General features: G+C 45.8%; 23 protein-coding genes. 11 read left to right on the top strand and 12 right to left on the bottom strand.

Annotation, left to right across the window (positions count from 1 at the left end; genetic code table 11):
• Nucleotides 1-24 precede the first annotated feature (24 nt).
• From OCU60_RS07620 to OCU60_RS07605, 4 genes are all read right to left on the bottom strand, one after another.
• Nucleotides 25-750: an amino acid ABC transporter ATP-binding protein gene (locus OCU60_RS07620; protein ID WP_083602688.1), complete on the bottom strand. Its 726-nt coding sequence runs from the start codon at nt 748-750 to the stop codon at nt 25-27.
• A gap of 22 nt (nt 751-772) precedes the next feature.
• Entirely contained in the window at nt 773-1,717 is a 945-nt protein-coding gene (locus OCU60_RS07615) for an amino acid ABC transporter permease (protein WP_074373574.1), read from the bottom strand.
• Nucleotides 1,718-1,804: 87 nt separating this feature from the next.
• Complete coding sequence (locus OCU60_RS07610; RefSeq protein ID WP_074373573.1) at nt 1,805-2,611, bottom strand: transporter substrate-binding domain-containing protein; 807 nt, start codon at nt 2,609-2,611, stop codon at nt 1,805-1,807.
• 261 nt (nt 2,612-2,872) lie between these two features.
• On the bottom strand, nt 2,873-4,081 hold the full coding sequence (locus tag OCU60_RS07605) for a trans-sulfuration enzyme family protein (protein ID WP_074373572.1): 1,209 nt from the start codon (nt 4,079-4,081) through the stop codon (nt 2,873-2,875).
• A gap of 219 nt (nt 4,082-4,300) precedes the next feature.
• On the opposite strand from OCU60_RS07605, the gene OCU60_RS07600 reads away from it, so the two are divergent.
• Nucleotides 4,301-4,777 (top strand): Lrp/AsnC family transcriptional regulator, encoded by a 477-nt coding sequence (locus OCU60_RS07600; protein WP_074373571.1) that lies wholly within the window; start codon nt 4,301-4,303, stop codon nt 4,775-4,777.
• A 155-nt stretch (nt 4,778-4,932) separates the two neighbouring features.
• On the opposite strand, the gene OCU60_RS07595 is transcribed toward OCU60_RS07600, so the two are convergent.
• Both OCU60_RS07595 and OCU60_RS07590 read right to left on the bottom strand, forming a co-directional pair.
• Nucleotides 4,933-5,130, bottom strand: a complete 198-nt coding sequence (locus OCU60_RS07595; RefSeq protein ID WP_074373570.1) for a DUF4250 domain-containing protein — start codon at nt 5,128-5,130, stop codon at nt 4,933-4,935.
• A 107-nt stretch (nt 5,131-5,237) separates the two neighbouring features.
• Nucleotides 5,238-5,915, bottom strand: coding sequence for a hypothetical protein (locus tag OCU60_RS07590; protein ID WP_074373645.1), 678 nt, complete (start codon nt 5,913-5,915; stop codon nt 5,238-5,240).
• Nucleotides 5,916-6,124: 209 nt separating this feature from the next.
• Here OCU60_RS07590 and OCU60_RS07585 point away from each other — a divergent pair, with 209 nt between their 5' ends.
• Nucleotides 6,125-8,368 (top strand): YgiQ family radical SAM protein, encoded by a 2,244-nt coding sequence (locus tag OCU60_RS07585; RefSeq protein ID WP_074373569.1) that lies wholly within the window; start codon nt 6,125-6,127, stop codon nt 8,366-8,368.
• A 65-nt stretch (nt 8,369-8,433) separates the two neighbouring features.
• On the opposite strand, the gene serC is transcribed toward OCU60_RS07585, so the two are convergent.
• Complete coding sequence (serC, locus tag OCU60_RS07580) at nt 8,434-9,528, bottom strand: 3-phosphoserine/phosphohydroxythreonine transaminase (RefSeq protein WP_074373568.1); 1,095 nt, start codon at nt 9,526-9,528, stop codon at nt 8,434-8,436.
• Between the two features lie 159 nt (nt 9,529-9,687).
• Nucleotides 9,688-10,941: a DUF945 family protein gene (locus OCU60_RS07575; protein ID WP_074373567.1), complete on the bottom strand. Its 1,254-nt coding sequence runs from the start codon at nt 10,939-10,941 to the stop codon at nt 9,688-9,690.
• A 267-nt stretch (nt 10,942-11,208) separates the two neighbouring features.
• Here OCU60_RS07575 and OCU60_RS07570 point away from each other — a divergent pair, with 267 nt between their 5' ends.
• From OCU60_RS07570 to OCU60_RS07560, 3 genes are all read left to right on the top strand, one after another.
• A complete protein-coding gene (locus OCU60_RS07570) occupies nt 11,209-13,161 on the top strand; it encodes an ATP-binding protein (RefSeq protein WP_074373566.1) in 1,953 nt (650 codons plus the stop codon).
• 24 nt (nt 13,162-13,185) lie between these two features.
• Nucleotides 13,186-13,686, top strand: a complete 501-nt coding sequence (locus OCU60_RS07565) for a response regulator (RefSeq protein ID WP_074373565.1) — start codon at nt 13,186-13,188, stop codon at nt 13,684-13,686.
• 268 nt (nt 13,687-13,954) lie between these two features.
• The gene (locus OCU60_RS07560; RefSeq protein WP_074373564.1) at nt 13,955-14,503 is read left to right on the top strand and encodes a hypothetical protein; all 549 of its coding nucleotides are present in this window, start codon (nt 13,955-13,957) and stop codon (nt 14,501-14,503) included.
• 65 nt (nt 14,504-14,568) lie between these two features.
• On the opposite strand, the gene OCU60_RS07555 is transcribed toward OCU60_RS07560, so the two are convergent.
• The gene (locus OCU60_RS07555) at nt 14,569-15,174 is read right to left on the bottom strand and encodes a TfoX/Sxy family DNA transformation protein (RefSeq protein ID WP_074373563.1); all 606 of its coding nucleotides are present in this window, start codon (nt 15,172-15,174) and stop codon (nt 14,569-14,571) included.
• Between the two features lie 318 nt (nt 15,175-15,492).
• Here OCU60_RS07555 and OCU60_RS07550 point away from each other — a divergent pair, with 318 nt between their 5' ends.
• From OCU60_RS07550 to OCU60_RS07530, 5 genes are all read left to right on the top strand, one after another.
• Complete coding sequence (locus OCU60_RS07550; protein WP_074373644.1) at nt 15,493-16,413, top strand: HDOD domain-containing protein; 921 nt, start codon at nt 15,493-15,495, stop codon at nt 16,411-16,413.
• A 141-nt stretch (nt 16,414-16,554) separates the two neighbouring features.
• Nucleotides 16,555-18,207 carry a pyridoxal-dependent aspartate 1-decarboxylase PanP gene (panP, locus tag OCU60_RS07545; protein WP_074373562.1) on the top strand — a complete coding sequence of 551 codons (1,653 nt, stop codon included), beginning with the start codon at nt 16,555-16,557 and terminating at the stop codon, nt 18,205-18,207.
• Nucleotides 18,208-18,533: 326 nt separating this feature from the next.
• Nucleotides 18,534-19,388 carry a MurR/RpiR family transcriptional regulator gene (locus tag OCU60_RS07540; RefSeq protein WP_074373561.1) on the top strand — a complete coding sequence of 285 codons (855 nt, stop codon included), beginning with the start codon at nt 18,534-18,536 and terminating at the stop codon, nt 19,386-19,388.
• 177 nt (nt 19,389-19,565) lie between these two features.
• Nucleotides 19,566-19,832: a GrxA family glutaredoxin gene (locus OCU60_RS07535; protein WP_074373560.1), complete on the top strand. Its 267-nt coding sequence runs from the start codon at nt 19,566-19,568 to the stop codon at nt 19,830-19,832.
• Between the two features lie 197 nt (nt 19,833-20,029).
• Nucleotides 20,030-21,712: an aspartate:alanine antiporter gene (locus tag OCU60_RS07530; RefSeq protein ID WP_074373643.1), complete on the top strand. Its 1,683-nt coding sequence runs from the start codon at nt 20,030-20,032 to the stop codon at nt 21,710-21,712.
• 140 nt (nt 21,713-21,852) lie between these two features.
• Here the strand turns inward: OCU60_RS07530 and fabV are convergent, their stop codons facing one another.
• Entirely contained in the window at nt 21,853-23,055 is a 1,203-nt protein-coding gene (fabV, locus tag OCU60_RS07525; protein ID WP_074373559.1) for an enoyl-ACP reductase FabV, read from the bottom strand.
• 406 nt (nt 23,056-23,461) lie between these two features.
• On the opposite strand from fabV, the gene OCU60_RS07520 reads away from it, so the two are divergent.
• Nucleotides 23,462-24,391, top strand: a complete 930-nt coding sequence (locus tag OCU60_RS07520) for a pyridoxal-phosphate dependent enzyme (protein WP_074373642.1) — start codon at nt 23,462-23,464, stop codon at nt 24,389-24,391.
• Nucleotides 24,392-24,439: 48 nt separating this feature from the next.
• Here the strand turns inward: OCU60_RS07520 and OCU60_RS07515 are convergent, their stop codons facing one another.
• Complete coding sequence (locus tag OCU60_RS07515; protein WP_074373558.1) at nt 24,440-25,804, bottom strand: TrkH family potassium uptake protein; 1,365 nt, start codon at nt 25,802-25,804, stop codon at nt 24,440-24,442.
• Nucleotide 25,805: 1 nt separating this feature from the next.
• Nucleotides 25,806-26,459 (bottom strand): potassium channel family protein, encoded by a 654-nt coding sequence (locus OCU60_RS07510; RefSeq protein ID WP_074373557.1) that lies wholly within the window; start codon nt 26,457-26,459, stop codon nt 25,806-25,808.
• Nucleotides 26,460-26,542: the final 83 nt, after the last annotated feature.

The raw sequence follows: 26,542 nt of genomic DNA, 5'->3' as shown, positions 1-26,542 counted from the left end.
GTTAACGCTGGCGGAAGGTATTGGTTATAAAATTTTAGCCAGAAACTGCTGCAAGCGAGGATGTGGCGGAGATTCAAACACAACCTGAGGTGTATCATCCACCAACAGTGCGCCTTCTTCCATGAACAATACGCGGTCTGCGACCTCTTTGGCAAATCCCATTTCGTGAGTGACAATCACCATCGTCATGCCTTCCGCTGCCAATCCCTTAATTACATCCAATACTTCACCAACCATTTCAGGGTCAAGCGCGGATGTCGGTTCATCAAACAGCATCAAATCCGGTTCCATCGCCAACGCCCGGGCAATCGCCACACGTTGTTGTTGTCCACCGGACAAATGCGAAGGATAGTTATTCATCCGCTCAGCCAGACCAACCCGCGTCATCAATGCTTTCGCGGCGACTTCAACCTCTTTCGCCGGACGTTTGCCCACTTTCAGTGGTGCCAGCATCACATTTTCTAAAGCTGTCTTATGGGGAAACAAATTAAAGCTTTGAAACACCATCCCGACATTTTGTCGCAGTTGATTGATATCCGTTGATTTAGCATACATATCGATACCATCAACGATAATCGTACCTTCGTTAATGGCTTCAAGTTGATTCAGCGTCCGCAAGAAGGTAGATTTTCCTGAACCGGAAGGTCCGATAATCGCAACAACTTCGCCTCTCTTCACCGTCGCACTGACTGATTTCAGTGCATGGCACCCATTGGGATAAAATTTTTCAATCCCTTCGGCAACAATCATTTCTTCACCGGAATATTGATTATTAGTCACTAGCCGATAACCTCTTTTCTAATACTTGGATCGCCCACGACAGTGAACCGGTGACGAGCAGATAAAGTGCTGCAACGGTAAACCAAACTTCAAAGGGAGCAAAACTCCCCGCAACCACTTCCCGACCCGCTTTAGTCAGATCCGTAATTGAAATCACCGAAACCAATGACGAGTCCTTAATCAGATTGATAAATTGTCCGGCGAGCGGTGGTAACGTTCTCTTAAAGGCTTGCGGCAATATGACATACAGCATGGCCTGAGGGTAAGTCATCCCTAATGAACGCGCCGCTTCCATCTGACCACTGGATACAGACTGAATCCCCGCCCGGATAATTTCTGCGACATAAGCACCGGTAAACACCGACAGTGCGACGACCCCCGCGGTAAATCGGTCCAAATCCAATACAGTCCCGATAAAGAAGTACACGATAAAAATCTGCACCAGTAACGGTGTTCCGCGAATGATTTCAACATAGGTTAGGGAAAGGTCCCGGGCAGTCTGATTTTTGGCCACCCGCATCAGCCCGAAAATCAGGCCCAGAAAAATGGCAAAGAAGAGCGAGATAAAAGAGATTTTCACCGTCACCCAAAGACCGACGGCTATCGGCCCGAATTTCCAATCTTCGACCCGTGCAAGGGTATCCCCTTCGAAAATTAAATCGCCATCACCAATCGCCCGCTGATCATAAGATTTGATGACCTGATCGGGGTCACCGTTATCAAATTTCACAATAATGTGATTGCCTTCGATAACGGATACACCATCACCACTGGCCCGGATACTCTGCATCTCAGTATTAACGATATAGGGCCATAATCGATCCCAATGCCAATTATAATTAATCGTTTTGCCGGAAAAATAGATCCCACTCACCAGCAACACCATCATGACGGCATAAATTCCATGGCCTATCCAACGGCTGGATTTTGACTGCATTACAATGATTCTCTTCTGTTTACTGCTTAACCGGACCAGGAAAAACCCGAGTCCGGTACTTTATATCAATTGATTTGAATAGCGAAATTACTGAACATCCTTCAGCCAGCTATCAGATTTGAACCATTTATCATAAATACGCTGGTAAGTGCCATCACCTTTTACCTGACGCAGATAATTGTTCAGGAAATTCAGGAAATTCGGATCATCCTGACGAATCGCCCATCCCAGTGGTTCATAGGTAAACGGTGTATCCAGATGGTCCACCTGCTGTGAATGCTGTGCGGCATAAATAGCATTATATGGTAAATCATACACATAGGCATCTGCTTTACCATTCGAGACTTGAAGCACCGCATCCACTTCTGTGTCATAAAGATCCAGCTTCGCTTTCGGAATATAACGTTTCGCAGCATCTGCGCCCGTGGTGCCCAGCTTACTGGTTAAAGTATATTTCGGATCATTCAGGTCCTGGTAACTTTTCACTTTGCCCGCCAGTTTAGGCGAAATCAGTACCGACTGTCCGATGACAATATAAGGGTCGGCAAAGTTAACTTTCAGGTTGCGCTCCGGTGTAATCGTCATCCCGGAAATAATGATATCGCATTTGTCGGTCTGCAAGGCAGGAATAATCCCATCCCATGCGGTATTGACCGGCACAAATTTCACACCGATAGAACGTGCCATATGTTTTGCCATATCTAAATCGAAACCGACAAAACGACCATCTTTGGTCTTCATTTCAAACGGCACATAACCAGCGTCAAAACAAGCTCTGAGTTCTCCTTTATTCAGGATGTTTTCCAGTGCAGAGGATGCGGCATAAACCTGAGTCGTCAATGCCGAACAGGCAAGTATCGCCCCGGCAATGGCTGATTTTAATATTTTATTCATATTGTCCCTTTATGATTTTTATATCCGTGACCATTTCCATCAGGAAATGCGATGTTGTGTTGTGAACTTTAGCTGAATGATTCAGCAAAGTTATCCTTAACATAGTGCGCCAGAACAGTAGTATCTTTCAATACTTTCATTGCAATTAATCACCATTTTATCTACAAAAAAATCAAATAATATGGACAGTATAATACACTGTTCATTCCTTGCCCTCTCTAGTGCTCTAACAAGAGATAAGCAAAAATCAAGCCGCACTCATCAACACAGTAACCGGTCAAGTTCTTCAATCAGATCATGTGGATTTTCCAGACCAATCGACAGCCGGAATACCCCATCTCCGGCATAGCGTCGGTATTGTCGTTCCTGCTCAGTGGTCATCCGGTAAGTCGATGCCATCAAGTCCGCCGTTTTTAGTAAGACTGCCAAACTACGCTGGTGACCGATCGAATAGGCGTAATAAAATAAGCGAGCATCTCTCGCAAACCGTTGCGCAATCTCATCCATCGCATCGATCTGAAAGACAATCACTCCCCCGCCATAAGCCATTTGCTCAGTTGCCAGTGTATATTGGGGGTGAGAAGCCAGTCCCGGATAATTCACTTGTTTGACCCGGGGATGGTTTGCCAGCCATTGCGCGATCTGTAACGCGGAATCACTGATAGTTTTCATCCGTGGATATAATGTTTCGATACCACGCATAATCAGCCAGGCATTTTGAGCGCTGATCGTTGCACCAAAATGCGCCGCCGCTCTGGAACGAATTTGTGCAATCAAAGCTTTACTCCCCGCAACACATCCGCCCAATGCATCCCCGTGACCATTGATAAATTTAGTCAGAGAGTGAATCACAAGATCAACCCCCAGCGTTGCCGGACGAGTAATCACTGGCGTAGCAAAGGTGGAATCAACCGACAACAGTACATGATGCTGTTTGGCTAAATGGGCCAGTTGTGCCAAATCCGTCAGCCGAAGTAATGGGTTACAGGGACTCTCAGCATGTATCAGTTTGGTATTGGGACGAATCGCCTGCGCGACCGCATCGAGATCCGTCAGATTCACCGGCGTCACTTCAATACCGTAATCGGGCAGCACATCTCTTGCCAGCTCATAAACGGCGGCATAACAGACATCACTGATAATCAAATGATCACCGGCACGAAGCAGTGAAAAAAACACCGCCGACAATGCAGCCATACCGGTTGTCGTCGCATAGGCATCATCAGTACATTCCAGTGCAGCAATGCGCTGTTCAAGCTGGCGGACGGTCGGATTAGTCCAGCCGGCATACAAAAAAGGCGCATCGGCCAAATCCGCAATCCCGTTCGCAGAAAATGAACCCTCTTCTGGAACAAAACTGTGATTGACCGACATCGTAATGTGGGGGGTCGTGGCTTGGGTTTGCTGGTCCGGAAAAAAACCAGCTGACAGTGCCAGCGTTTCAGGACAATACTGCAAGGGCTTAGACATCGATACAAGCTTCCATAAGTGTCAAATAGGTTTCAAACATAGGATGCACAACAATAGAGTGCACCATAGGATAGATGCGAACGGTGACGCGCCTCATCTTGGAGCAGACAGTATCGGGTAAAAAAGAGCCGCTGAACGGAGAAATCACCGCACCAAGTTGTGATTTTATGCATTTTTTATCGTAATATGCAGAAAATCCGCACTCCGAGACCTTAAAATATGCAACTCGACTTATTTGATAAGAAAATACTGGATATTATGCAACGCAACTGTCGGCTTCAAACCGAACGGATTGCAGAACAGGTTGGATTATCGGCATCCGCCGTCCAGCGTCGGATCAAAAAATTACGTCAGGCTGGGGTCATTCAACAGGAAGTGGCGATCATTGATCCACAATATCTGGTCAGTCATATGAGCTTTCTGGCGGGTTTAGAGATCGAACGAGACAACTACCAGACACTCTCCCACTTCAAAAGCTGGGCCGAACAGAAAGAAAATATCCAGCAAATCTATTATGTAACCGGCCAGTTCGACCTGATGGTCTTGGTGACCGCAGCCACAGCACTGGAATATGATGCGTTTATCGAGAGGCTAATGCAGGAGAATCCTAAAATCCGGCGGGTCACAACGCATGTGGTTCTGGATAGTCCGAAACGCTCCTTTTACACCCCAGTCAAAGATCATGAACCCGAGTAACATCAGCGCTCAAACATATCCAATGATTCACGCTACCAATGAATCTAAGCAAAGCCTCCCAATAACAAGAGCCGGAAATAACATCCGGCCTTTGTTATTCCGGTCTGCCATCGGGCGTTCAATGATGCTCAACCATTCTCAGCCGATGAACACACTCAGTTTTCGGCTTTAAATTGATTGGTGAGCGGATCATACTGATAACCCAGATGACCTAACTTATCGAGCACTGCTTGGGAGTTAAACTCATAAGTGGTCACTAAATCATCAAAACTTTCACATTCGAGCCGCAGTTTCTCATTGACGATCCCAAGTAAAATCGAATGTTCTAAACGATCAATCATTGAAAAGTCCATCACTATCCTCCTTTCGGTGATTCTGAGGCTATCAGCCTGAATAAAATCAACCAAGTTTAAGTGTAGTGCGAAATCCTGACAAACAACTGAATAAAAGTATAACCGAATTAGAAATACAACTGGTGAAATCCGGTCAGCGACGTTAGAAGCACCAAACAGGAGATACCCAACTGAATTTTATCTGCACTTTTGGCCGTCAGTAAATGCCACGACCAGATAATCACAGCCGTCACTAACAAAGAGAAACTGAGTAAAATAGCGTGAAGCATGTTTTGCAACTGCATCGGATCCATATTGGCAGTCAGCGGTACGATACAAAGCGTCAGTAACATCGCCGCCAGAATCCCTGCAATCGGTAACAGTCGATGAAAAGCTTGCAGACGCGTTCTGGCAATCGTCAGTAACCAATGCGCGGCGATTGCCCCCAACAATAAGCATGACAATATCAACATCACCGCAGCAACCCAATTGGGTGCAGTCAATATGGCATCAAGCATTGTCAGTCCGGCCACGCCATTTGCGAGGTAAAGTATTTTGAGTGGTCCTTCCTGTCGCGTCTTACCCGTTTTAACCTGAGAATAGAAATACCCAATCAGCGCAACATTTAATAATGTATATAAATGTTGGGAAGCAACCAGCAGCCATAGCACCAATAAAAGCGGTAAAATGCGGTGAATTCTTCCCCGCTGCCCCGGACAAATTTCTCCTTTAGTCAAAACAAGCGTAAGAATGAGTTGTGCTCCGGCGGTCATTGGAAGCAATACGGCAATAAAAGCATTCAGCATAACGAAATCTGGCATAAAATTAGATAGCGTGATCATACCAAAAACGCAGTTGGATGAAAGCCGAATGATGCAGAACTGTCGAGGCACATCGTGTCAACAAGCCCTTATCATGACAAATCAATCACCCGATTAATTTTGTGGATGAATGAGGCTGGCGAGTCCCCCCACTTGCCGCTATAATGCCCGCCGCACATTCATGAGGTCAAAATATGCACAGCGCCACTACGCCAATTCATCGTTATGAACCCTACTGGGCCAAGTGCTTTGGTCACGCACCGTTTCTGCCAACCAGCAGACAAGAAATGGACCAGTTGGGCTGGGATAGCTGTGATGTCATCATCGTCACCGGTGATGCCTATGTCGATCACCCAAGCTTTGGCATGGCGATTATCGGCCGTCTGCTCGAAGCGCAGGGATTCCGGGTCGGGATTATTTCGCAACCGGCGTGGCATAACAAAGATGATTTTATGGCGCTGGGACAGCCAAATCTGTTTTTTGGCATCACTGCCGGCAACATGGACTCGATGATCAATCGTTATACCGCAGATAAAAAACTGCGTCATGATGATGCCTACACGCCCGGAAATGAGGGCGGAAAACGGCCGGATCGAGCGACACTGGTCTATTCGCAACGCTGCCGCGAAGCCTATAAAGAGACACCGATTGTTTTAGGGGGTATCGAAGCTAGCCTTCGCCGTGTCGCCCATTATGACTACTGGTCCGATAAAATCCGCCGTTCGATCTTATTTGATGCCAAGGCTGATATTCTGCTATTTGGTAATGCTGAACGGGCACTGGTCGACGTTGCTCACCGACTGGCTCAGGGAGAACCGATTCAGTCGATGACACGCATCCGGGGCACAGCCGTGATCTGTTCACAAACCCCTGACAGCTATCGGGTTATCGACTCTTCACGGATAGAAAAGCCGGGGAAACCCTTTGTGCCAACCAATCCTTATCAAGCGGAACCCGACTGTGAAACCAATACCACCGGTGAAACAGCGGCACAACCGATTACCATTCGTCCGTCCCGCCATGATGCAGAAACAACGGCAGTTCGCCTCCCGTCGTATGAAAAACTGGTCAATGACCGGATTCTTTATGCACACGCGAGCCGGGTGCTTCATCTGGAAACCAACCCATACTCAGGACGGGCGCTGATACAAAAACATGGTGATCGGGAGTTATGGGTCAATCAGGCGCCGATTCCGCTGTCTACCGAAGAAATGGATTTTGTGTTTGGCCTGCCTTATGCCCGAGTACCGCATCCTCGCTACGGAAAAGCAAAAATTCCGGCCTACGATATGATCAAGACATCGGTCAATATTATGCGTGGCTGCTTTGGTGGCTGTTCATTCTGTTCAATCACCGAGCACGAAGGCCGGATCATTCAGAATCGTTCAAAAGAATCGATTCTGGAAGAGCTGCAAGAGATTCGTGACAAAGTTCCCGGCTTTACCGGTACAATCTCTGATCTCGGCGGGCCAACAGCTAACATGTATCGTTTAGGCTGCTCGGACCCGAAAGCTGAAGCCAATTGCCGCCGCCCTTCCTGTGTATTCCCGGGCATCTGCCATAAGCTCAATACCGATCACAAACACACGATTGATCTATACCGTTCAGCCCGCCAAGTTACAGGCATCAAGAAAGTATTGATTGCCTCCGGTGTCCGCTACGACTTAGCTATCGAATCCCCGGAATATGTTAAAGAGCTGGTGACCCATCATGTCGGCGGCTATTTGAAGATTGCGCCGGAACATACTGAAAAAGGGCCGTTAGATCTGATGATGAAGCCCGGTATGGGCAGTTACGAACAGTTCAAAACCATGTTCGAGCAATACAGTGCTGAAGCAGGGAAAAAACAGTATTTGATCCCCTACTTCATCTCGGCTCATCCCGGCACCGAAGATGAAGATATGTTGAACTTGGCGCTATGGCTGAAGAAAAATAATTTCGAATGCGATCAGGTTCAAAATTTTTACCCGTCCCCGATGTGTAACGCCACAGCCATGTACCATGCGGAGACAAATCCTCTCAAACGCGTCAAATATAAAAAGCGTAATATTGTTCCAGTAGCGAAAGGAGAGCGTCAGCGCCGTTTGCATAAAGCATTACTTCGCTATCATGATCCGAATAACTGGTCATTAATACGACAAGCTCTGGTCGATATGGGTAAAAAACATCTGATTGGTGACGGTCCGCACTGTCTGATTCCGGCAGATGACCAACAAAAGCAAACACCGGCGCAACGCAGACAGTCCGGCAGACACGGGGCAAAGCGTTTTGCAACCAAACATACCAAATCTCAACCGGGATTTGCGCCATTACGCGAGGGCCGTGATCAGTCTCAAGGAACGCGATCTCAAGGAACGCGACCTCAGGGAACGTCATCTCAGCCGGAAAAATCGCAGCAGCGTGGCAGAAATACCGCCAAATCAAAACGGGTAAAATAATCGTAACCCATAAAAAAACGCAGCACATTGGCTGCGTTTTTTATCAATATGACGTGAATTCAGGATTATGCGTATTCCGCCTCAAATTCTTGCATAAATGCAACCAATGCCTGAACACCTTCTAACGTCATTGCATTATAAATTGACGCTCGCATACCACCCACGGCACGGTGACCTTTTAATGCCACCAAACCTCTTTCTTTTGCCAGTTCAAGGAACTTGCCATCCAGTTCAGGTTTTGCCAACTGGAACGGAACATTCATCCGAGACCGATTGTTCGGGTGAATCGTATTGCGATAAAACGGCGACTGATCGATGTAGCCATAAAGTGTCTCGGCCTTCTCACGGTTGATCTGCTCAATGGCTTTAACCCCACCCTGACTTTTCAGCCATTTAAAGACCAAACCAGAAAGATACCAAGCATATGTTGGCGGCGTATTGAACATCGAATCTTTTTCCGCCAGTTCTTTATAGTTCAGGACACTCGGTAGCATCTTATGCGCAAGTTCAAGTAAATCATCCCGAACGATGACAATCGTAATCCCCGCCGGTCCAATATTTTTCTGGGCACCGGCATAAATCACACCGTACTGACTGACATCAATTTCCCGAGACAGAATATTGGAAGACATATCTGCCACGATTGGTTTATCCGTGACCGGCAAATCATTAATTTCAATACCATCAATGGTTTCATTCGGACAGAAGTGGACATACGCTGAATCCGGTGCAATTTGCCACTCATCGGCTGGTTTCACGGCCAATTGTCCGTCAATATCGGTTTTGGCAGTAAATACATCGATGTTGCAGTATTTACTCGCTTCATCAATTGCACTCTCTGCCCAGTATCCGGCATCAATATAAGTCGCCTTGCTTGACTGACCCAATAAGTTCAACGGCACCGCCGCAAATTGTGCTCTGGCCCCCCCCTGACAAAACAGGACTTTATAATTATCAGGAATATTCAACAGATCCCGAAGATCCTGCTCTGCCGCTTGGGCGACTTGAATAAACTCTTTACTGCGATGGCTGATTTCCATCACCGATGTGCCCAGTTGATTCCAGTTGATAAATTCGGATTGCGCCTGTTCCATCACGGCTTTTGGTAAAGCTGCCGGGCCTGCACTGAAGTTATACACGGTGTCAGACTTTAACTTCATGGGTTCGTTGCTCCTACGGTCAATCATGCGTTTATAATAGAAGCTTTGATTAATATCACTTTTCCTGTGACAAAAAAAGCAGAAAAGAGGCAAATTGCCTCTTTTCGAATACTGGTACTGAAATAACCCAGCATAAATCGATTGAACGATAAAGAATGGTTACATTTGCATCATCGCTGACATCAATATCACCATCAGCGGCACTTTTTTACCACTTTCAAACACAAGGTCGCCATCTTGCACGGTTGCGTTCATCTGATAGACATCACCATTTTCCCGCATCATTTTCATGGTCACCAGTTCATCGACCCCTTGCTGCAATACCGGGAAAGCATCAGCAACCGCTTTAGGCACTTGGCTTTCCACATGCCCCGTCAGTTTTTTGACAACTTCTAGCGGATCTTGTGGTGTACTTTGCATATCTGCGGGCAATTTCAAATCAACTTTAGACTCGATTTGTCCTTGTGCTAAACCGATGTCCAGCTGTTCTAATGCAATTGAAAAACCTTTGGCAACCAATTGATCAAGTGCTTGCTGTAAATTTTGCGCATCAGCCGGTGTGATATCGGCATAGTGCTCCAATATTTCAGCGATCTTCGCCAAACTATCGACATCAAGCTGCCCCATCGAGAAAATAACATTCAGATGTTCAACCACACCATCCTGAGCCGAAATTTTAGCAATATTAAACTGTTGGCGAGTATCGTACCGGGCCCGATCCGCATCCATTGATGAGGTGTTCTGATATCCGACATTCTCTAAAATAAAATCACCGAGCCCAGAAGCATCAGACATCACTGTTTTATCGACTTGGAGCGTTTGAGAACCAACCCAGAATCCTTTCTCTTTCTTACCCTGACCATTGCCATAGAAATTGTTTAAATTAATTTGAAGATCAGCATGACTAAACTGTACTGATGGGACATCCAGCCGATAATCAATTTCACCTAACGTTGTCACATCACCAGACAAGGACATCGGTGTGGATGTGATCGACCATGTGGTGCCCTGATAATGCGTCACTTGGCTATCGATTTCAAAATGGGTATTGCCGTTGAGTTGTGTCTGAGTCACGATTTTGAGAGACTCATCCGGCTGATTGTCTAACTGAGTAACCGCATCAATCGAAAAAAGACCATGTTTCACATCACTGTTCAAAACCCATGACGTGGGTAAATCATCATGCTGCATCTGGGCTTTTAAACCCGGGTCAGTCACCTGAATCTCCGTTTGAACATGTGACGAAAGATATCCACGGTCATAATTCAGTACTTTTGCGGTCACCAACTGATTATCAATATTGCCAATATTGTCTTGAAATACTCTTTCGGCTATCTGTCCGACGACTAATGGCCAACAGGCCATTAAGCAGACCGCACCGCCAACTGCTGCTACTTTTTTAAGTTGATTCATAACACAGGATCTCTTTGGTTTATTTGTCTATCATACATACTCAAATAACCTTGAAACAGATACTCATCCGTTTCAGAAAAAAGTCATTTGAATATTTATTCTTACACTTTCAATGTGTATTTATCGATGACATTCACATCAATCATGCAATCCAGACTGTTGCATTTCTTTTCACCGACAAACCGCTCATTATAGAACTCAGCTCTCACCCCTATCAGTAAAACCTTGGTAAAATTTCAGAAAAATATTCTTATCCGTGAGAGCATTGTGAACCACTACGCGATTATATGCTTAGATAACAACCCGATCAGTGTGGAACAGTATCAGCATGAACTGACCCCTTTTACTGGCCTGTTCGATCTATATTGTGTCGATTCTATCAGCGACGCGCAGTATACACTGGATTTTATTCATCAACGTTTACAAATTGTTGCTTTAGTGATCGCCTGCCACCATGATGCGCTCAATGGCGCTGATTTCTTAATTCAGCTTGACAAACAGCCACATACCAAGGATGCCAGAAAAGTACTCATCAGCGCGGGGAAAGATATTCAGGTCATTTTGTCTGCCGTTAATGAAGGAAGATTGGATCACGCGCTCACCAAGCCACTGCCCGACCAAATTTTGTACCAAACCGCCCACAAAGAACTGACCCAATTTATTCTCGACACCGAATCTGACAACTTATTAGACTACAGTCAAGTGCTCGACCAGAAACAACTCTTACGCGCCCATGTGGATAATTCTATGCGACATTTCCGCCAGGGATTTATTCATGATTACCATCAGATGAGTGACACCGAACTGGCAGAAAAGGTGATCATCCTCCTGTATGCCTTCTTTGAGCAAAAAGATGAAACCCACGCATGCCGGACTTACTCCCCGAATCACCTGCTCACCCAAGAAGGCGAAGAAAATCAGTTTCTCTGGTTTATCACGCAAGGAGAGGTTGCCCTGTTTAAGCGAGATGAACTTGGTCATGAACGCGAAGTCGTTCGACATCAAAAAGGAAACCTGGTCGGTGGGATGTCATTTGTGACGGGCGAGCCTTCATTTTCAACGGCGGTCACACTAACCAAAGCCCATGTCATCAAGCTTGATCGAGAAGTTTTTGCCAAGGTGATGCATTCCGACAGTCAACTCTTGCCGCTGTTCACTAATTTACTTTTACGTCATTTTAACCGACGCCTACAACGCAGTATTACCACAAAGCTGGAATTACAGAAAACGCTCGAATCACTGGAAGCCACTCAGCAACAGTTAGTCGAACGGGAGAAGCTTGCCGTCCTCGGTCAACTCGTGGCCGGGGTCGCCCATGAACTGAATAACCCGGTCGCGGCGATCCAACGCGGTGCTGAAACACTGGCCGAGCAAATTCAGTGGGTGTTCAATACACACACATCGGCATTGACTGAGCAAGCAACTGCGTTACTGCACCGTGCCATGACCGTCTCTCCGCTTTCAACATCAGAAGAGAGACAACGGGTAAAAGCGCTGGAAAATCAGTTACCGGACCGCAGCCTCGCCAAAAAATTGGTCAAATTACAACTGGATCATGATCGTGATCTCATCAAACAGCTCACAACAGACAAGACCGACGCCAAGGCGTACGTTCATCAACTTGAACATTATATGAAAACAGGGAATGCGCTGCGGTCCGTGCTCATCTGCGCGCAACGGATCACAGATATGGTCAAAGGTCTGAAAAGTTATGCGCGTAAAGACGATGAAGGCTATCTTCCCGTCAATATTCATGAGGGCATTGAAGATACCTTGGTCATTTTTGAAAACCGACTCAAAAGATATCAGTTGATCAAAGAATATACCGAAAACGCATTGGTTTACGGTCAACCCACCGCATTACAACAAGTCTGGGTCAACCTATTGTCAAATGCACTCGACGCGCTTCCTGAACACAATGGCAAGATTGAAATACACACCTGTCAGATCGAACATCAACATCGCGCTTACTTGTGTGTTACCGTGACCGATAATGGGACCGGTATTCCGAGTGAACTCCAAGATAGAATTTTTGAACTAAACTTTACCACCAAAAAAGAAGGAAACTTCGGTCTCGGGATCGGCCTTTCAGTCTGTCAGCAGATAATTCAACAGCATCAAGGCTGGATTCAGCTCAATTCACAAGTGGGCGAAGGCACAACAATTGATGTTTATCTCCCCCTCATTCAACCGGGCATTGATAAACACATGCAATCATGAATAGTAATGATGAAGGAGCACACTATGAATCGACGTTATTTGATCCTCTGTGTTGATGACGAACGGGAGATTTTAGACAGCGTGGTCCAAGACCTCGACTGTTTTGAAGATAATTTCGTCGTTGAGGCCGCCCAGTCGGTATCGGAGGCAAAAGAAGTGTTGTCTGACTGTCAACAACAAGAGATTCCTCTGGCATTGATTCTTTGTGATCACATCATGCCGGAACAGACAGGCATTCAATTTCTGATAGAGCTCAATGCCGATCCGCAAACAGCAAAGGCTCGCAAAGTTCTCCTGACAGGACAGGCTGGCCTTGATGATACCGTCAAAGCGATTAATCATGCTGGTTTGGATTTTTATATCAGTAAACCTTGGCAAGGAGATGCACTTCGCCAAGCGATTAAACACCAACTCACTCAGTATATGATTCAGAACGAAACTGATCTGTCACCTTGGATGAAAATACTGGATACAGCGGAAATACTCGCGGCGCTCTCTCAACGACGTCGTGAATTTGGCGAGTGATTCAATACGGTGCAGGTGACATGATTGAATGGTCTTCGATAGTCATTTTCTTTCAAATGGAAGTGGCTATCGCCCCTTCATCAACGTTATGATGTGTTTTAGCCCTCATTTATGGCATTGTATTTGCAAACGATTTACTCACACGACAAAAGCATGACACTCTTAAGGTAGCATTATGCCTCTCATCCGGTTTATGATGTGTTAAAGGGTTGATTGAAGGCAGAATTACTGCCATTTTACAGGGATTCTAAATAAGATAGGTTCAGTTATGCGTAAAATTATTAGTGCAACAGTGTTGTTACTAGCTTCTGGTTATACATTTGCAGCGGTAGATCCAAACAGTCCATCGGTAATGAGCAACTTTAGTTATGACTACTATGAAGCACGGATAGGTATTAGTCCCAATACTTATGGTGCAGGTTTTAGTATGTCAGTTCATCCCAATGCACATGTGATAGGACGAGTCGATTCAGAACTTGACGGTGATTACGACCTAACCGGTGGCTTAGGCTTCCACGCTCCCATAAACAACTGGGCTGATTTCACCGGCGAGATGTTAGTCCGCATGGTTGATCACGATGACTCCCGAGGTAGTGATACCGGCATGGAATTGAATCTGGGTGTTCGCCAGTGGTTAGGGCCACAACTTGAAGTTGGTGGTAAAGTGGGCTATCTGAGCATTGATGATGATGACGATTGGTTGGGTGCTGCCTATGCTCGCTTCCACTCGACAGAATTGTTCTCGGTTGCAGCTGAAGCTCGCTTTAATGACACATATGACGATCAAATTATCTTAAGCGCCCGCTTCAAATACTAATTTGAACGATTAACCTGATTACTCATAACTAATACAGCCAAGTTAAGCGACTTGGCTGTTCAATCTTATCCCTCCTCTATTTCCATCAGAGTGCAGCATTCATTCAATAGCTGCTGTTTGCGTTTTTCCGGGATCAGTTTCCAGTGAATTTCTTCAATGGCTCCCACGAATTTCCATAACAGTTTAATGTCCGTCGTTGTACCATACAGTTGCCTGACTTTGATAAAAGCTTTCAAAGCCCCCAGTTTAAAAAATGTGGCAACATCCGGAATCCCCGATTTCTTCATCATTCGCTCGATAGTCAAGTGCAAATTGGGCAAATCTCTCAAACGTCGGTTCGATAATGAGTACTTTTGCTTTTTTTGAAAAATAGCCAATGCTTTTGAGCGGCTGATCAACTCTCCCAAACAAGGATAACCGGATTGAAATAATTCAGTAATATCATAATAATTCACTTTAGAAATACTTTGTTTTTTAACAAAGACATATTTTGAGCAATTTAAGGCATTTAATTTTTCATCCAGAATGTCTCCACCTCGAATATAAATATGATTGGTGCTGATTAAAGCAAACATGGCATCTTGCCAAAACAGCCCGATATCCCCAAATATTGACTTCGTGTCAAAGTTTTCTCTCTCTATTAAGTAATCAAAAAATTTTGTTGCTATCATTTACCCTAGCCTCAGTAGTCGTTATATGTATATTTCAGGCTGACTTCATAGGCGATAACTCGAAGATTCATTGCGGGAACATCCGAGCTATCGCCCTATTGTCGGTTTAAAAGATATAACGAATTGATTTCTAAAATCTCGGCAAGGGGTGTGAAATGAGTCCCATCAAAACCAGAGCAATCACGTAGAGATAATAAATATGCGTGCGTATTCTCAATTTGAGCGTAAAACTAATATTTTTTATAACTCATCGATAATTCATTGCGGTGCTGTCAGCGCAACGCTAAAATAACGTAAATAGCAACGAATCTGATGAATATGAATCACGTCTCTTTTTTTTGGCTTCCGAGTGATCAACAAGCCTTATTTCAGGCAATTGAAACCGAATTTGCCCAAATGGTTGAATTGTCTATACGAAGCGGAAAGATAGAACTCCCTCCGATCCCTCAGGTTGTGCTGGAAATCCAGAAACTCTGTTTGGATGAAGCGACGACTGTCACTGATGTTGCGGAATGTCTGATCGATGATCCGGGCTTGACTGCGGTTGTCCTGCGTATTGCCAATTCCGTTATTTTTAACTCAAGAAATATTGCCTATAGCGATATCAACACCGCTGTATCCAGGCTGGGGATTTTTCGGGTCAGAGACATTGTCACGGCACAGGCTGTGAAACAACTGAAATACTCGGTAAATCTTCGGGATGACTGTAATCAAATCCTACGGCAAAGTGCCACTAACTCAAGAAAGCTATGCGCAACAATGGTTCTGGTCACCAATGCGTTTAAGCACCTTGATCCGCAGGAATATGCTTATCTGGAATCAGATAAAGCCTTGCTAGTCGGTCTATTAGCGGATATCGGGTTATTCTGCTTACTCAATGAATACCACCTCTATCTTGAGCAAGGCAACTACCTTGATCATGACTTGGCAATGCGTATTTTTGAATCTCGCTGTAACCGGACCAGCTATCATGTCCTCAAAACATGGGGATTTGATCAGGATTTCCTTTCTGTGGCATCCAACCGGGAGAGACCACATAAACCAAGAGAGGTCTCTTATCTTGATGTTGCCAAGATTGCTTACCACTTACTGCTGTTCCGTGAGCAAGATGAAAGCATTGACGATCATGAGGTTGAAATCAACGCAACGGGTGCTGAAGTCTTATACGAATTAAGTAACTTATCAGATAACGACTTCAAATCTCAGATTCGTTCGATCATACATTCATCTGGATTTTAACCCCTGACGATTAAGGTGCCCGTACAGCCATCATGGTGATGACAGCTGTACGGGCAAGCCCATCAATTAATGCGGGACATTCATTACATTTTCGTTTAGATTGTCCCGCCAGAATAGGCCACGACACGATTTGATAGCTTTATGGTTGTAAAAAGCAAAACAGCGGAAGCCAATTTTGATAGCCTGCTTCGGATTTTTACTATACCGGAAGGTCCGGGGTCCACGCTGACCCAAATCGAAGAAAAGATTTCTCAGAACCTCAATCAGTTCTTACGAGAGCATATCGTTTCCGAAGAAAAACCGCTGAAAACAATTGAGCAAGATTTTCTATCTTCACAGATTCCGGAACAACCGGCATTTGTCTCTGAGCATGCCCAGCATTTGCTGGATAAGGTCGTTGCTCAGTCGGTTCATACATCGGCTCCCAGCTTTATCGGCCATATGACATCGGCACTGCCCTATTTTCTGATGCCGCTGTCAAAAATCATGATTGCTCTGAACCAAAACCTAGTCAAAATTGAAACATCGAAAGCCTTCACACCACTCGAACGTCAGGTCATCGGCATGTTGCACCGACTGATCTATGCCGGTCATGAAAACTTCTATACTCAGTGGATGCATAGCGCCAACCATTCACTGGGGGCATTTTGCTCAGGTGGAACCATCGCCAACATCACGGCCTTATGGGTTGCCCGCAATAATGCACTCAAAGCTCAGGGCGCATTTCAGGGGGCCGAAAAGGAAGGTCTGTTTCGGGCCATGAAACATTATGGCTATGAAGGATTAGCGATTCTAGTCTCCGAACGCGGCCATTATTCATTAAAAAAAGCAGCGGATTTACTGGGAATTGGTCAGCAAGGTTTGGTTGTGATTCCGACGGATGAACACAATCGGATTAAACCCGATGCGCTAAAAACAACCATTCAACGCCTGAAGCAACAACAAATTTTGCCATTTGCAGTAGTCGGTGTTGCCGGGACAACGGAAACGGGGAATATCGACCCGCTTGCTGAAATGGCGACCATCTGTCAGCAGGAACAGTGTCATTTTCATGTCGATGCGGCATGGGGCGGCGCAACATTGATGTCGCATCGATACCGTTATCTATTAAACGGTATCGAACACGCTGATTCAGTGACCATCGATGCCCATAAACAACTCTACCTCCCGATGGGTGCTGGAATGGTGCTGTTTAAGTCACCCACATCAAGCCATGCGATTGAGCATCATGCCCAATATATTCTCCGTGAAGGATCGAAAGATTTAGGCAGCCGGACACTAGAAGGCTCACGTTCTGGCATGGCAATGCTAGTCTATGCATGTATGCATATCATTAGTCGTGCGGGTTATGAATTACTGATCAATGAAAGTATTCAAAAAGCAGCTTATTTTGCCGATCTCATTTGTCAGCAGGATGACTTCGAACTCGTTTCAGAACCTGAGTTGTGTTTACTGACTTATCGTTACGTCCCTCAACAAGCCCGTCTCGCCTTGCAACACTGCACCGATGATGCGCTCGCCCAACTCAATCAACAATTGAATGCACTGACAAAATTTATTCAGAAAAAGCAAAGAGAGTCAGGAAAATCATTTGTTTCCCGGACTCAACTGACACCAAAGCGTTGGCAGTACCTCAATACCATCGTCTTCCGCGTCGTGCTTGCCAACCCATTAACCACGAAAGATATCTTGCATGCAGTTTTAGAAGAGCAGCGGCATATTGCCACACTCGCCCCGACATTACTGCGTCAAATCCAACGCTCAGCAGAAAGCATTCTGTCAGGCAACGTATAATATGCATCCCCCTGTTTTCGGTTACTCGATCATATCTGATGAAATTTTATTTCTGACTGATGTAAGAAATGAATCATTTTGTCTTGAAGACATACTGTTTTGTCGGATTTAGCGGTAAAATTAGGGGATCATATGAAATTTAGTTTGAGGCCTGTCATATTCTTATCATCTGATAACCTGAAATGTTACAGAATTACCGGTGCATACGTTTATACTCATTTCCCATGCCCACTTCGTGATGAATGTTGAATGCTTTGGGTATCATGATTCGATATCGCCAGTGATCAGGTCGAATTCCTGAAATGTTCTTTCCCCGTGTGAACACTATGAATACATTAGAAAAAATTCAAAAAAATCTGGAAAATTTTAGTAAGTCTGAACGCAAAGTCGCAGAAGTCATCATGGCATCACCGCAAACTGCAATCCATTCCAGTATTGCAACCCTTGCCAAAATGGCTGATGTGAGTGAGCCCACGGTCAACCGCTTCTGTCGTCGTTTAGATACCAAAGGCTTTCCGGACTTCAAGCTTCATCTTGCCCAAAGTCTGGCAAACGGGACACCGTATGTGAACCGTAATGTCGAAGAAGATGATGGTCCCGATGCCTATACACATAAGATTTTTGAATCCACCATGGCTTGCCTTGATGTTGCCAAAAACAGCATCGACGCCGTACAAATTAACCGTGCCGTGGATTTGCTGACGCAAGCCAAGAGAATTTCGTTTTTTGGCCTGGGTGCATCTTCCGCGGTCGCGCGTGATGCACAAAATAAGTTTATCCGCTTTAATATTCCGATCTCTTGCTTTGAAGATATTGTCATGCAGCGCATGAGCTGTATCAATTGCACTGATAATGATGTCGTGGTGCTGATCTCTCATACTGGCCGGACCAAAAGTCAGGTTGAGATCGCACATCTCGCAAAACAGAACGGTGCAACCGTCATCGCCATCACTGCCAAAGACTCACCGCTCGATCAGGTCTGCTCACTCTCCATCTGTCTTGACGTCCCGGAAGATACTGATGTCTACATGCCGATGGCGAGCAGAGTAGTTCAGATGACCGTCATTGACGTGCTCGCAACCGGGTTTACATTACGTCGCGGTTCAGGATTCCGGGAAAATCTCAAACGAGTGAAAGATGTCTTAAAAGATTCCCGCTACGATAAATTACCTCAGTTCTGACCCTGAACTGTATATTCTTAAGATTTTCATTTCATGTGGGCCATTCGTGGCCCATATTTTTCAGTGGCAGATTATCGGTTACATCGGTTTAATCTATTAAAGCAAGAGGCAGATGTAACTTTATTTCCAAAGTGACTTCAGGCATAGTTACGCCAACAACACATGAAGGAGAAAGTTATGTTTGTAGTGATCTTTGGTCGTCCCGGCTGCCCATTCTGTGTTCGGGCAAAAGAACATGCAGAAACGTTAAAAGAAAAACGTGACGATTTTAATTTCCGCTACGTTGATATCCAAGCAGAAGGCATCAGCAAAGCCGATTTAGAAAAAACCGTAGGCAAGCCCGTTGAAACCGTACCGCAAATCTTCATTGACCAGACTCATATTGGTGGCTGTACTGAATTCGAAGCTTATGCCAGAGACAATCTAGGTCTGTTTAATGCATAATCACGACCTGACTAACCTGCCAATTATCTGGCAGGTTTTGCTTTTCTGACGCACCAACACATTGATTCTCTCCCCTCGTCCCTTCGTTAAGATGAAAATTCTTCTTTGTGCCAAAAAGCCTGAAAAATACCCTTATTTTTTCTTATATTTCAGATACAATTTGTCCGCCATCTTTTTCCACATCCCTGAGTCAAGTTGTGAATATAAACGTTGTTCTGCTGTTAAAAGAAAACCCTATTCTGCTTATTTTTGTTGTTCTGGCGAGCGGTCTGGCGCTGGGAAAAATTCGTTTCGGTAGCCTACAGGTCGGTAACTCCATCGGTGTTCTCGTCACCTCACTTCTTATGGGTCACCTTGGTTTTTCTCTGAATTCAGAAGCGCTCACCATCGGTTTCATGCTATTTATTTACTGTGTCGGTATTGAAGCGGGTCCCAATTTTTTTGGTATCTTTTTCCGAGATGGAAAACACTACCTGATCTTAAGCCTGACGGTCCTTATCATTGCTAACCTAATCACTTATTTCGGAGGCAAGGCCCTGCATCTGGATTACGGTCTGTCTGCGGGGATGATGGCCGGAGCACTCACCTCCACACCGATTCTCGTCGGAGCCCAAGATGCCTTAAGTTCCGGATTGGCAGAAATCCCCCATAGCATGGATATGTCCCACGTTTTGGAAAATGTCTCCGTCGGCTATGCCATTGCTTATCTCATCGGCCTCATCAGTATGATTATGTTTGCGAAGCTTCTGCCGAGACTACAAAAGCAAAACCTCTCAGATTCAGCCCGGCAAATCGCTCGGGAGCGCGGCTTAGGTCATAACGGCCAACGGAAAGTCTATTTACCCATTATTCGCGCATATCGGGTGGGAAAAGAACTGACCAACTGGATTGATGGTCGGAATCTTCGTGAATTGGGAATCTATCGTCAAACAGGCTGTTACATTGAGCGAATCCGACGGAATGGTATTTTGGCCCATCCGGATGGTGACGCGATTTTGCAAGAAGGTGATGAAATCGCACTGGTTGGTTTCCCCGACAGTCACGCAAGACTGGATCCCAGTTTCAGAAACGGTAAAGAAGTGTTTGACCGCAATTTACTTGACCTGCGTATTTCAGAAGAAGAGATCGTGGTCAAAAGTGACAGCATGGTCGGAAAACGGCTCTCTGACCTGAACCTTTCTGAGTATGGCTGTTTTCTCAACCGCGTTGTCCGGGCACAAATTGAAATGCCAATGGACTCAGATATTGTGCTCACCAAAGGTGATCTCCTTCAGGTCAGTGGTGAAAAAAGTCGGGTACAAGGGCTCGCGGATAAAATCGGTTTCATTTCGATTCACAGCCAAATGGCAGACTTGCTGGCTTTTTGTGCCTTTTTCATTTTTGGAATTACGCTCGGTCTGATTACCATGACCTTCGGTCAAGTCTCTTTTGGTTTAGGGAATGCCGTCGGGCTGTTGCTCTCTGGGATTACGCTCGGCTTTTTACGGGCCAATCACCCGACTTTTGGTTATGTCCCGCAAGGTGCACTGAATATGACCAAAGATCTCGGGTTGATGATTTTTATGGTTGGTATCGGTTTGAGTGCCGGTGGCAGTATGTTTGAGCACTTGTCAGAAATCGGTATCAAAGTCATTGGCCTGGCATTTCTGGTCAGTGTCGTCCCGGTATTTTTTGCTTACCTCATTGGTGCATATGTGCTGAAAATGAACCGCGCGTTGCTGTTTGGTGCCATTATCGGCGCAAGAACCTGCGCACCAGCGATGGACATCGTGAATGACTATGCGAAATCAACCATCCCTGCACTCGGATACGCCGGCACCTATACCATTGCCAATATTCTGATGACCCTGACCGGCACGGTTATCATTCTCCTAAGTTAGTGACGCTGAGTGAGTGAATTCGATTCATTCTTCGCACCGATGCAGCTCAGGACAGTACAGCGATCATGACCACCACAACGGTCATTTCGGATCAAAAAAAGCGCCATAATGGCGCTTTTTCATATTTCATCTAAAACGAATTAGATATCAATCACGTCAAACTCAACGGCCGGATTCACATCAGCATCATAATCTACGCCATCAATACCAAAACCAAACAGTTTCAAAAACTCTTCTTTGTATGCTTCATAATCTGTCAGTTGTTTGAGATTTTCGGTTGTGATTTGAGGCCACAACTCACGACAATGGCGCTGAATATCGTCTCTCAGCTCCCAGTCGTCAAGACGCAGACGATTGTGGTCATCCACGGCAGGAGCCTGACCATCAGTCCGATACAGTCGCTCACTGAACAGACGATAGATCTGCGCCATACATCCTTCATGAACGCCTTCTTCACGCATCTTTTTAAACACCATTGAGATGTAAAGCGGCATGACCGGAATTGCAGAACTGGCCTGCGTAACAACCGATTTCAATACGGCAACATTGGCAGAGCCCTGTTTCGCGCTCAGTTGCTGGTTCAGCGCTGTTGCAGCACGATCTAAGTCCATCTTCGCACGGCCAAGCGCACCGTCCCAATAGATCGGCCAGGTCAGCTCGGTACCGATATAGCTATACGCAACGGTTTTACAGCCGTCTGCAAGCACACCAGCGTCGTTCAATGCATTGATCCAGAGTTCCCAGTCTTGTCCGCCCATGACTGTCACAGTGTCTTCAATTTCCTGCTCAGTTGCGGGTTCAATACTGGCTTCAATAATAACATCCCGATTGGTATCCACAGCGGTTGACGTGTACGTTTCACCAATTGGTTTCAATGCTGAGCGCACCAATTCGCCACTGTCAGGCATTTTTCTGACTGGTGATGCCAAAGAGTAGACAACCAGATCAATCTGACCCAAATCTTGTTGAATCAGCTCAATCGCCTTCTGTTTTGCTTCATGAGAAAACGCATCACCATTAATGCTTTTCGCATAAAGACCCGCTTCATGTGCACACTTGTCAAATGCAGCAGCGTTGTAAAATCCTGCGGTACCCGGTTTCTTCTCGGTTGCCGGCTTTTCGAAGAAAACACCGATTGTTGCCGCACCACCACCAAATGCCGCAGCAATACGCGATGAAAGTCCATAGCCACTGGAAGATCCGACAACCAGTACGCGCTTAGGCGCATTCTCTACGCTTCCTTGTGATTGAGTATAAGCGATCTGCTCTCTGACATTCGCTTCACATCCGACTGGATGTGTCGTCGTACAAATAAATCCACGAATTTTAGGTTTGATGATCATATTCAACTTCCTTTAAAAAACCCCGTAAGAATAAAAGTTTCGCCTCGAAATCTCACCCTATTTCTTAAGATTTCCCCTCAAAAAGTGAGTGGTTGGATCTCTTTTCATCAATTTCAACGCTAAAAATGGATTTATCCCATTGAAAAAATATGAATTTTATTTAAAGGCACCTCACTCGTGCCACGAATTCAAACAAAAAATAAAAAACATGAGGAACTATCTGTGACATCACCAGTCTGATTTAACAAGATTGACAGAAATGTTGGATGATTTTTTGTCAATACTGCTTTTTCTTGTTAACTCCTATTTATAGCAGCCAGTACCGATTGTACTGGCTTTTTTTTGTCTTGCTTTTTGCCTTGGGTACGCCTTGTGATAACAATCAACTCAAGCTATGCTGGCCGACATGAATATATTGACCCAAAGCCCGACCACCGAACACACCTTTAACGGCAAACACTTCTATCTCAAACGAGATGATCTACTCCATCCTCAGTTTTCAGGCAACAAAGCCCGCAAACTGATGACTTTGCTTGATACCCCTCTGCCTCAAATCACCACGTTGATCAGCTATGGTTCTCCGCAAGCCAATTCTCTTTTCTCATTTGCCGCGCTGGCACAGCTCAGAGGCTGGCAGTTTGAATATTACGTTGATCATATTCCTCAGTGGTTAGCCGAACATCCGCAGGGAAATTACAAAGCAGCGTTGGCACTCGGTGCAACCATCTATCCCACAGGACAACATCCAGCCTCAGCGATGCACCCTTGTGATCATATTCAACAGATTCGTCGCCCTGATGAAAGTTGCCTGGTTTTGCCCGAAGGCGGACGGAGTGATATTGCTCAACCGGGTATCGCCACCCTCGGGGATGAGATCATCGACTGGTGCAATAAACACCAGATTGAGCGCCCTGTCGTCGCGCTGCCCGCGGGCACCGGCACTACCGCACTCTATTTACATCAACATCTGGCCGCTCATCAGATTGAAGTGCTGACCTGCGCCTGTGTCGGTGGGGAATCTTACCTGAAGCAACAGTGGGATATGCTGGCAGCCACCAGCTACCCGACAATTTTGTCTCTGGCACAAAAGCACCATTTCGGCAAATTGTATCGCGAAGACTACGCGCTCTGGCTGAAGCTCTGTCACGAGACCCAAGTTGAATTTGATTTACTCTATGACCCGCTGATGTGGCGCTGCCTGCAAAACTGGTTGACCGAACATCCTGACACACCGCTGATCTATATTCATCAAGGCGGTTTACTGGGCAATATCAGTATGCTGGCCAGATACCAACGTCAATACGCGGATCTTCCTTCAGGCAGACATGATGGTTGAGCTATCAACCACAACATCAACTTGTCTATCCGCGATCCAATAACGCCGCTACCCAATGACGAGTTTTGTCTCCGGATAACGCAAACGATGCGTTCTGGGGCTGGCAAGAAAATAAGCGATGGTCAGTGGTCCCAGCCGGCCGATAAACATCATCAACATAATAATCACCTCTCCGGTACCAGACAGCGACGCTGTCAATCCTCTGGAAAGTCCGACCGTTCCCAATGCCGAAATTGCTTCAAAAATAATATCAACCATCGGGGCATGTTCACTCAGCAGCAAACCGAAAATAGCCATCCAGCTGACCCCAATGGAAATAACGGTCAGCGCCAATGCTTTATTGATCGTTTCTTTGGAAATTTCTCGTTTAAACACCTGAATGGCTGAATCTCGCCGCAAATACCCATATGTTGCTAAAATCAGCACAATGAATGTCACCACTTTAATGCCACTGGCGGTACTCATTGAGCCGCCGCCGATAAACATCAGTACCAATATCACAGATGTGGTGGCATCTTTAAGCTGATCGATTGGCAGCGTATTGAACCCGGCGGTTCTCGGCGTCACCGCCTGAAACCATGAAGCCAGCCATTTCCCTGTTTCGCTCAAAGGTGCCAGCGTATGAGGATTATCGTATTCAATACAATAGATCAGAATCACGGCCACCGCGTTAATGATAATCGTCCCGGAGATCATTAATTTGCTGTACGGTGTCAGCAAAACCCAGCGGCGATTGCGGATCAAATCCAACCAGACGGAAAATCCCAATCCCCCGATAATAAACAATCCGGTAATCGTCAGATTGACGACCGGATCCGAGACATACGGCATCAGGTTACGGCTATCCAGCGCAAACCCGGCATTGTTAAACGCACTGATGGTATAAAAGAAGCCATGAAAGAAACTGGTTTTCCATCCCAGTTCCGGCAACCAATAAAGCGACAGAATGACCATGCCGATCGATTCGACAATCAAAGAAAAATATAAAACAGATTTAGCAGTAGAAACTAATGTCGGTGCATCGGTTTGATTAAACGCTTCTCTGATCACCGTTCGCTGCAAGAAATTAATTTTACCGCCCAATGCGATTAGCGTCACAACCGCAAATGTCATCAGCCCCAACCCACCGAACTGGATCAGTATGGCAATAATCACCTGACCAAAACCGGTAAACGCGGTGCCTGTATCAACGACGGAGAGTCCAGTTACGGTCACTGCCGAGGTGGCTGTAAACAGACTGTGCGCCCAACTGATTGGCGTCACCGTCGCCAGCGGCAGCTTCAATAAACATGTCCCCAGTAAAATCAACAACAGAAAACTGCCACATAAGACAATCGGGGGCGCAGCTGCAATCTTTCGCCTTGTTTTTGGTCTCCTGACTATCGGAGATGTGGACGGCTGCCATAATGCCATGTCACACCAACCTTGGCGCAATCTGTTCTAACGCTTCTCTGCTCCCGCACAGCAAAAATGTATCATTTTCCTGTAAAAGAAAATCATGCGTCAGTTGGGTAAATGTTTCCCGACCGCGTTTCACCAAAATCGCCTCAACCTTGCCTTGCGCTTTATCCAGCAAGGTCGAAACCGGCTGATGATGTAGTCCCGACGTTACCTCAATATCCACCACATATAAGCCATTGCCGATCGCCAGGTAATTATTCACCATCGGATAATTCAGAGCCTGTGCGATTCGCACCCCCATCTCTTCTTCAGGGTGAATAATTCTCGCCACACCAAGCTTTGAGACAATGGTATGATGAGCTCTAGAGCTGGCTTTCACCCAGATCTCTTTTACACCAAGATTCTTTAACGCCAGAATACACAGCAGGCTCGATTCCAGATCTTCACCAATCGCAACGAGCACGGCACTACTCGCTGCCAGTTCCAGCTCCCTAAGTGCGTGTTCATCGGTCACATCACAAATGATTGATTGCGTCAATTCTTCAACATACAACTCAGCGATTTTCGGATTTCGATCGACGCCGGTCACGGTATGCCCGAGATTGATCAACTCCAGACTGGTTGCCACGCCAAACCGCCCTAAACCAATCACCGTAAAATGTGCCATATTTTTCACCTTTTCTTCAGGTTACCCTGTATTTGCCGTTACTCATCACGAGAGTTAACCGATATGTCCCTCCGGAGAGCATT

The sequence above is a fragment of the Vibrio spartinae genome (assembly GCF_024347135.1).
GTDB classification, from domain to species: Bacteria; Pseudomonadota; Gammaproteobacteria; order Enterobacterales; family Vibrionaceae; genus Vibrio; species Vibrio spartinae.
This window is presented reverse-complemented; position numbering and strand designations above follow the sequence as displayed.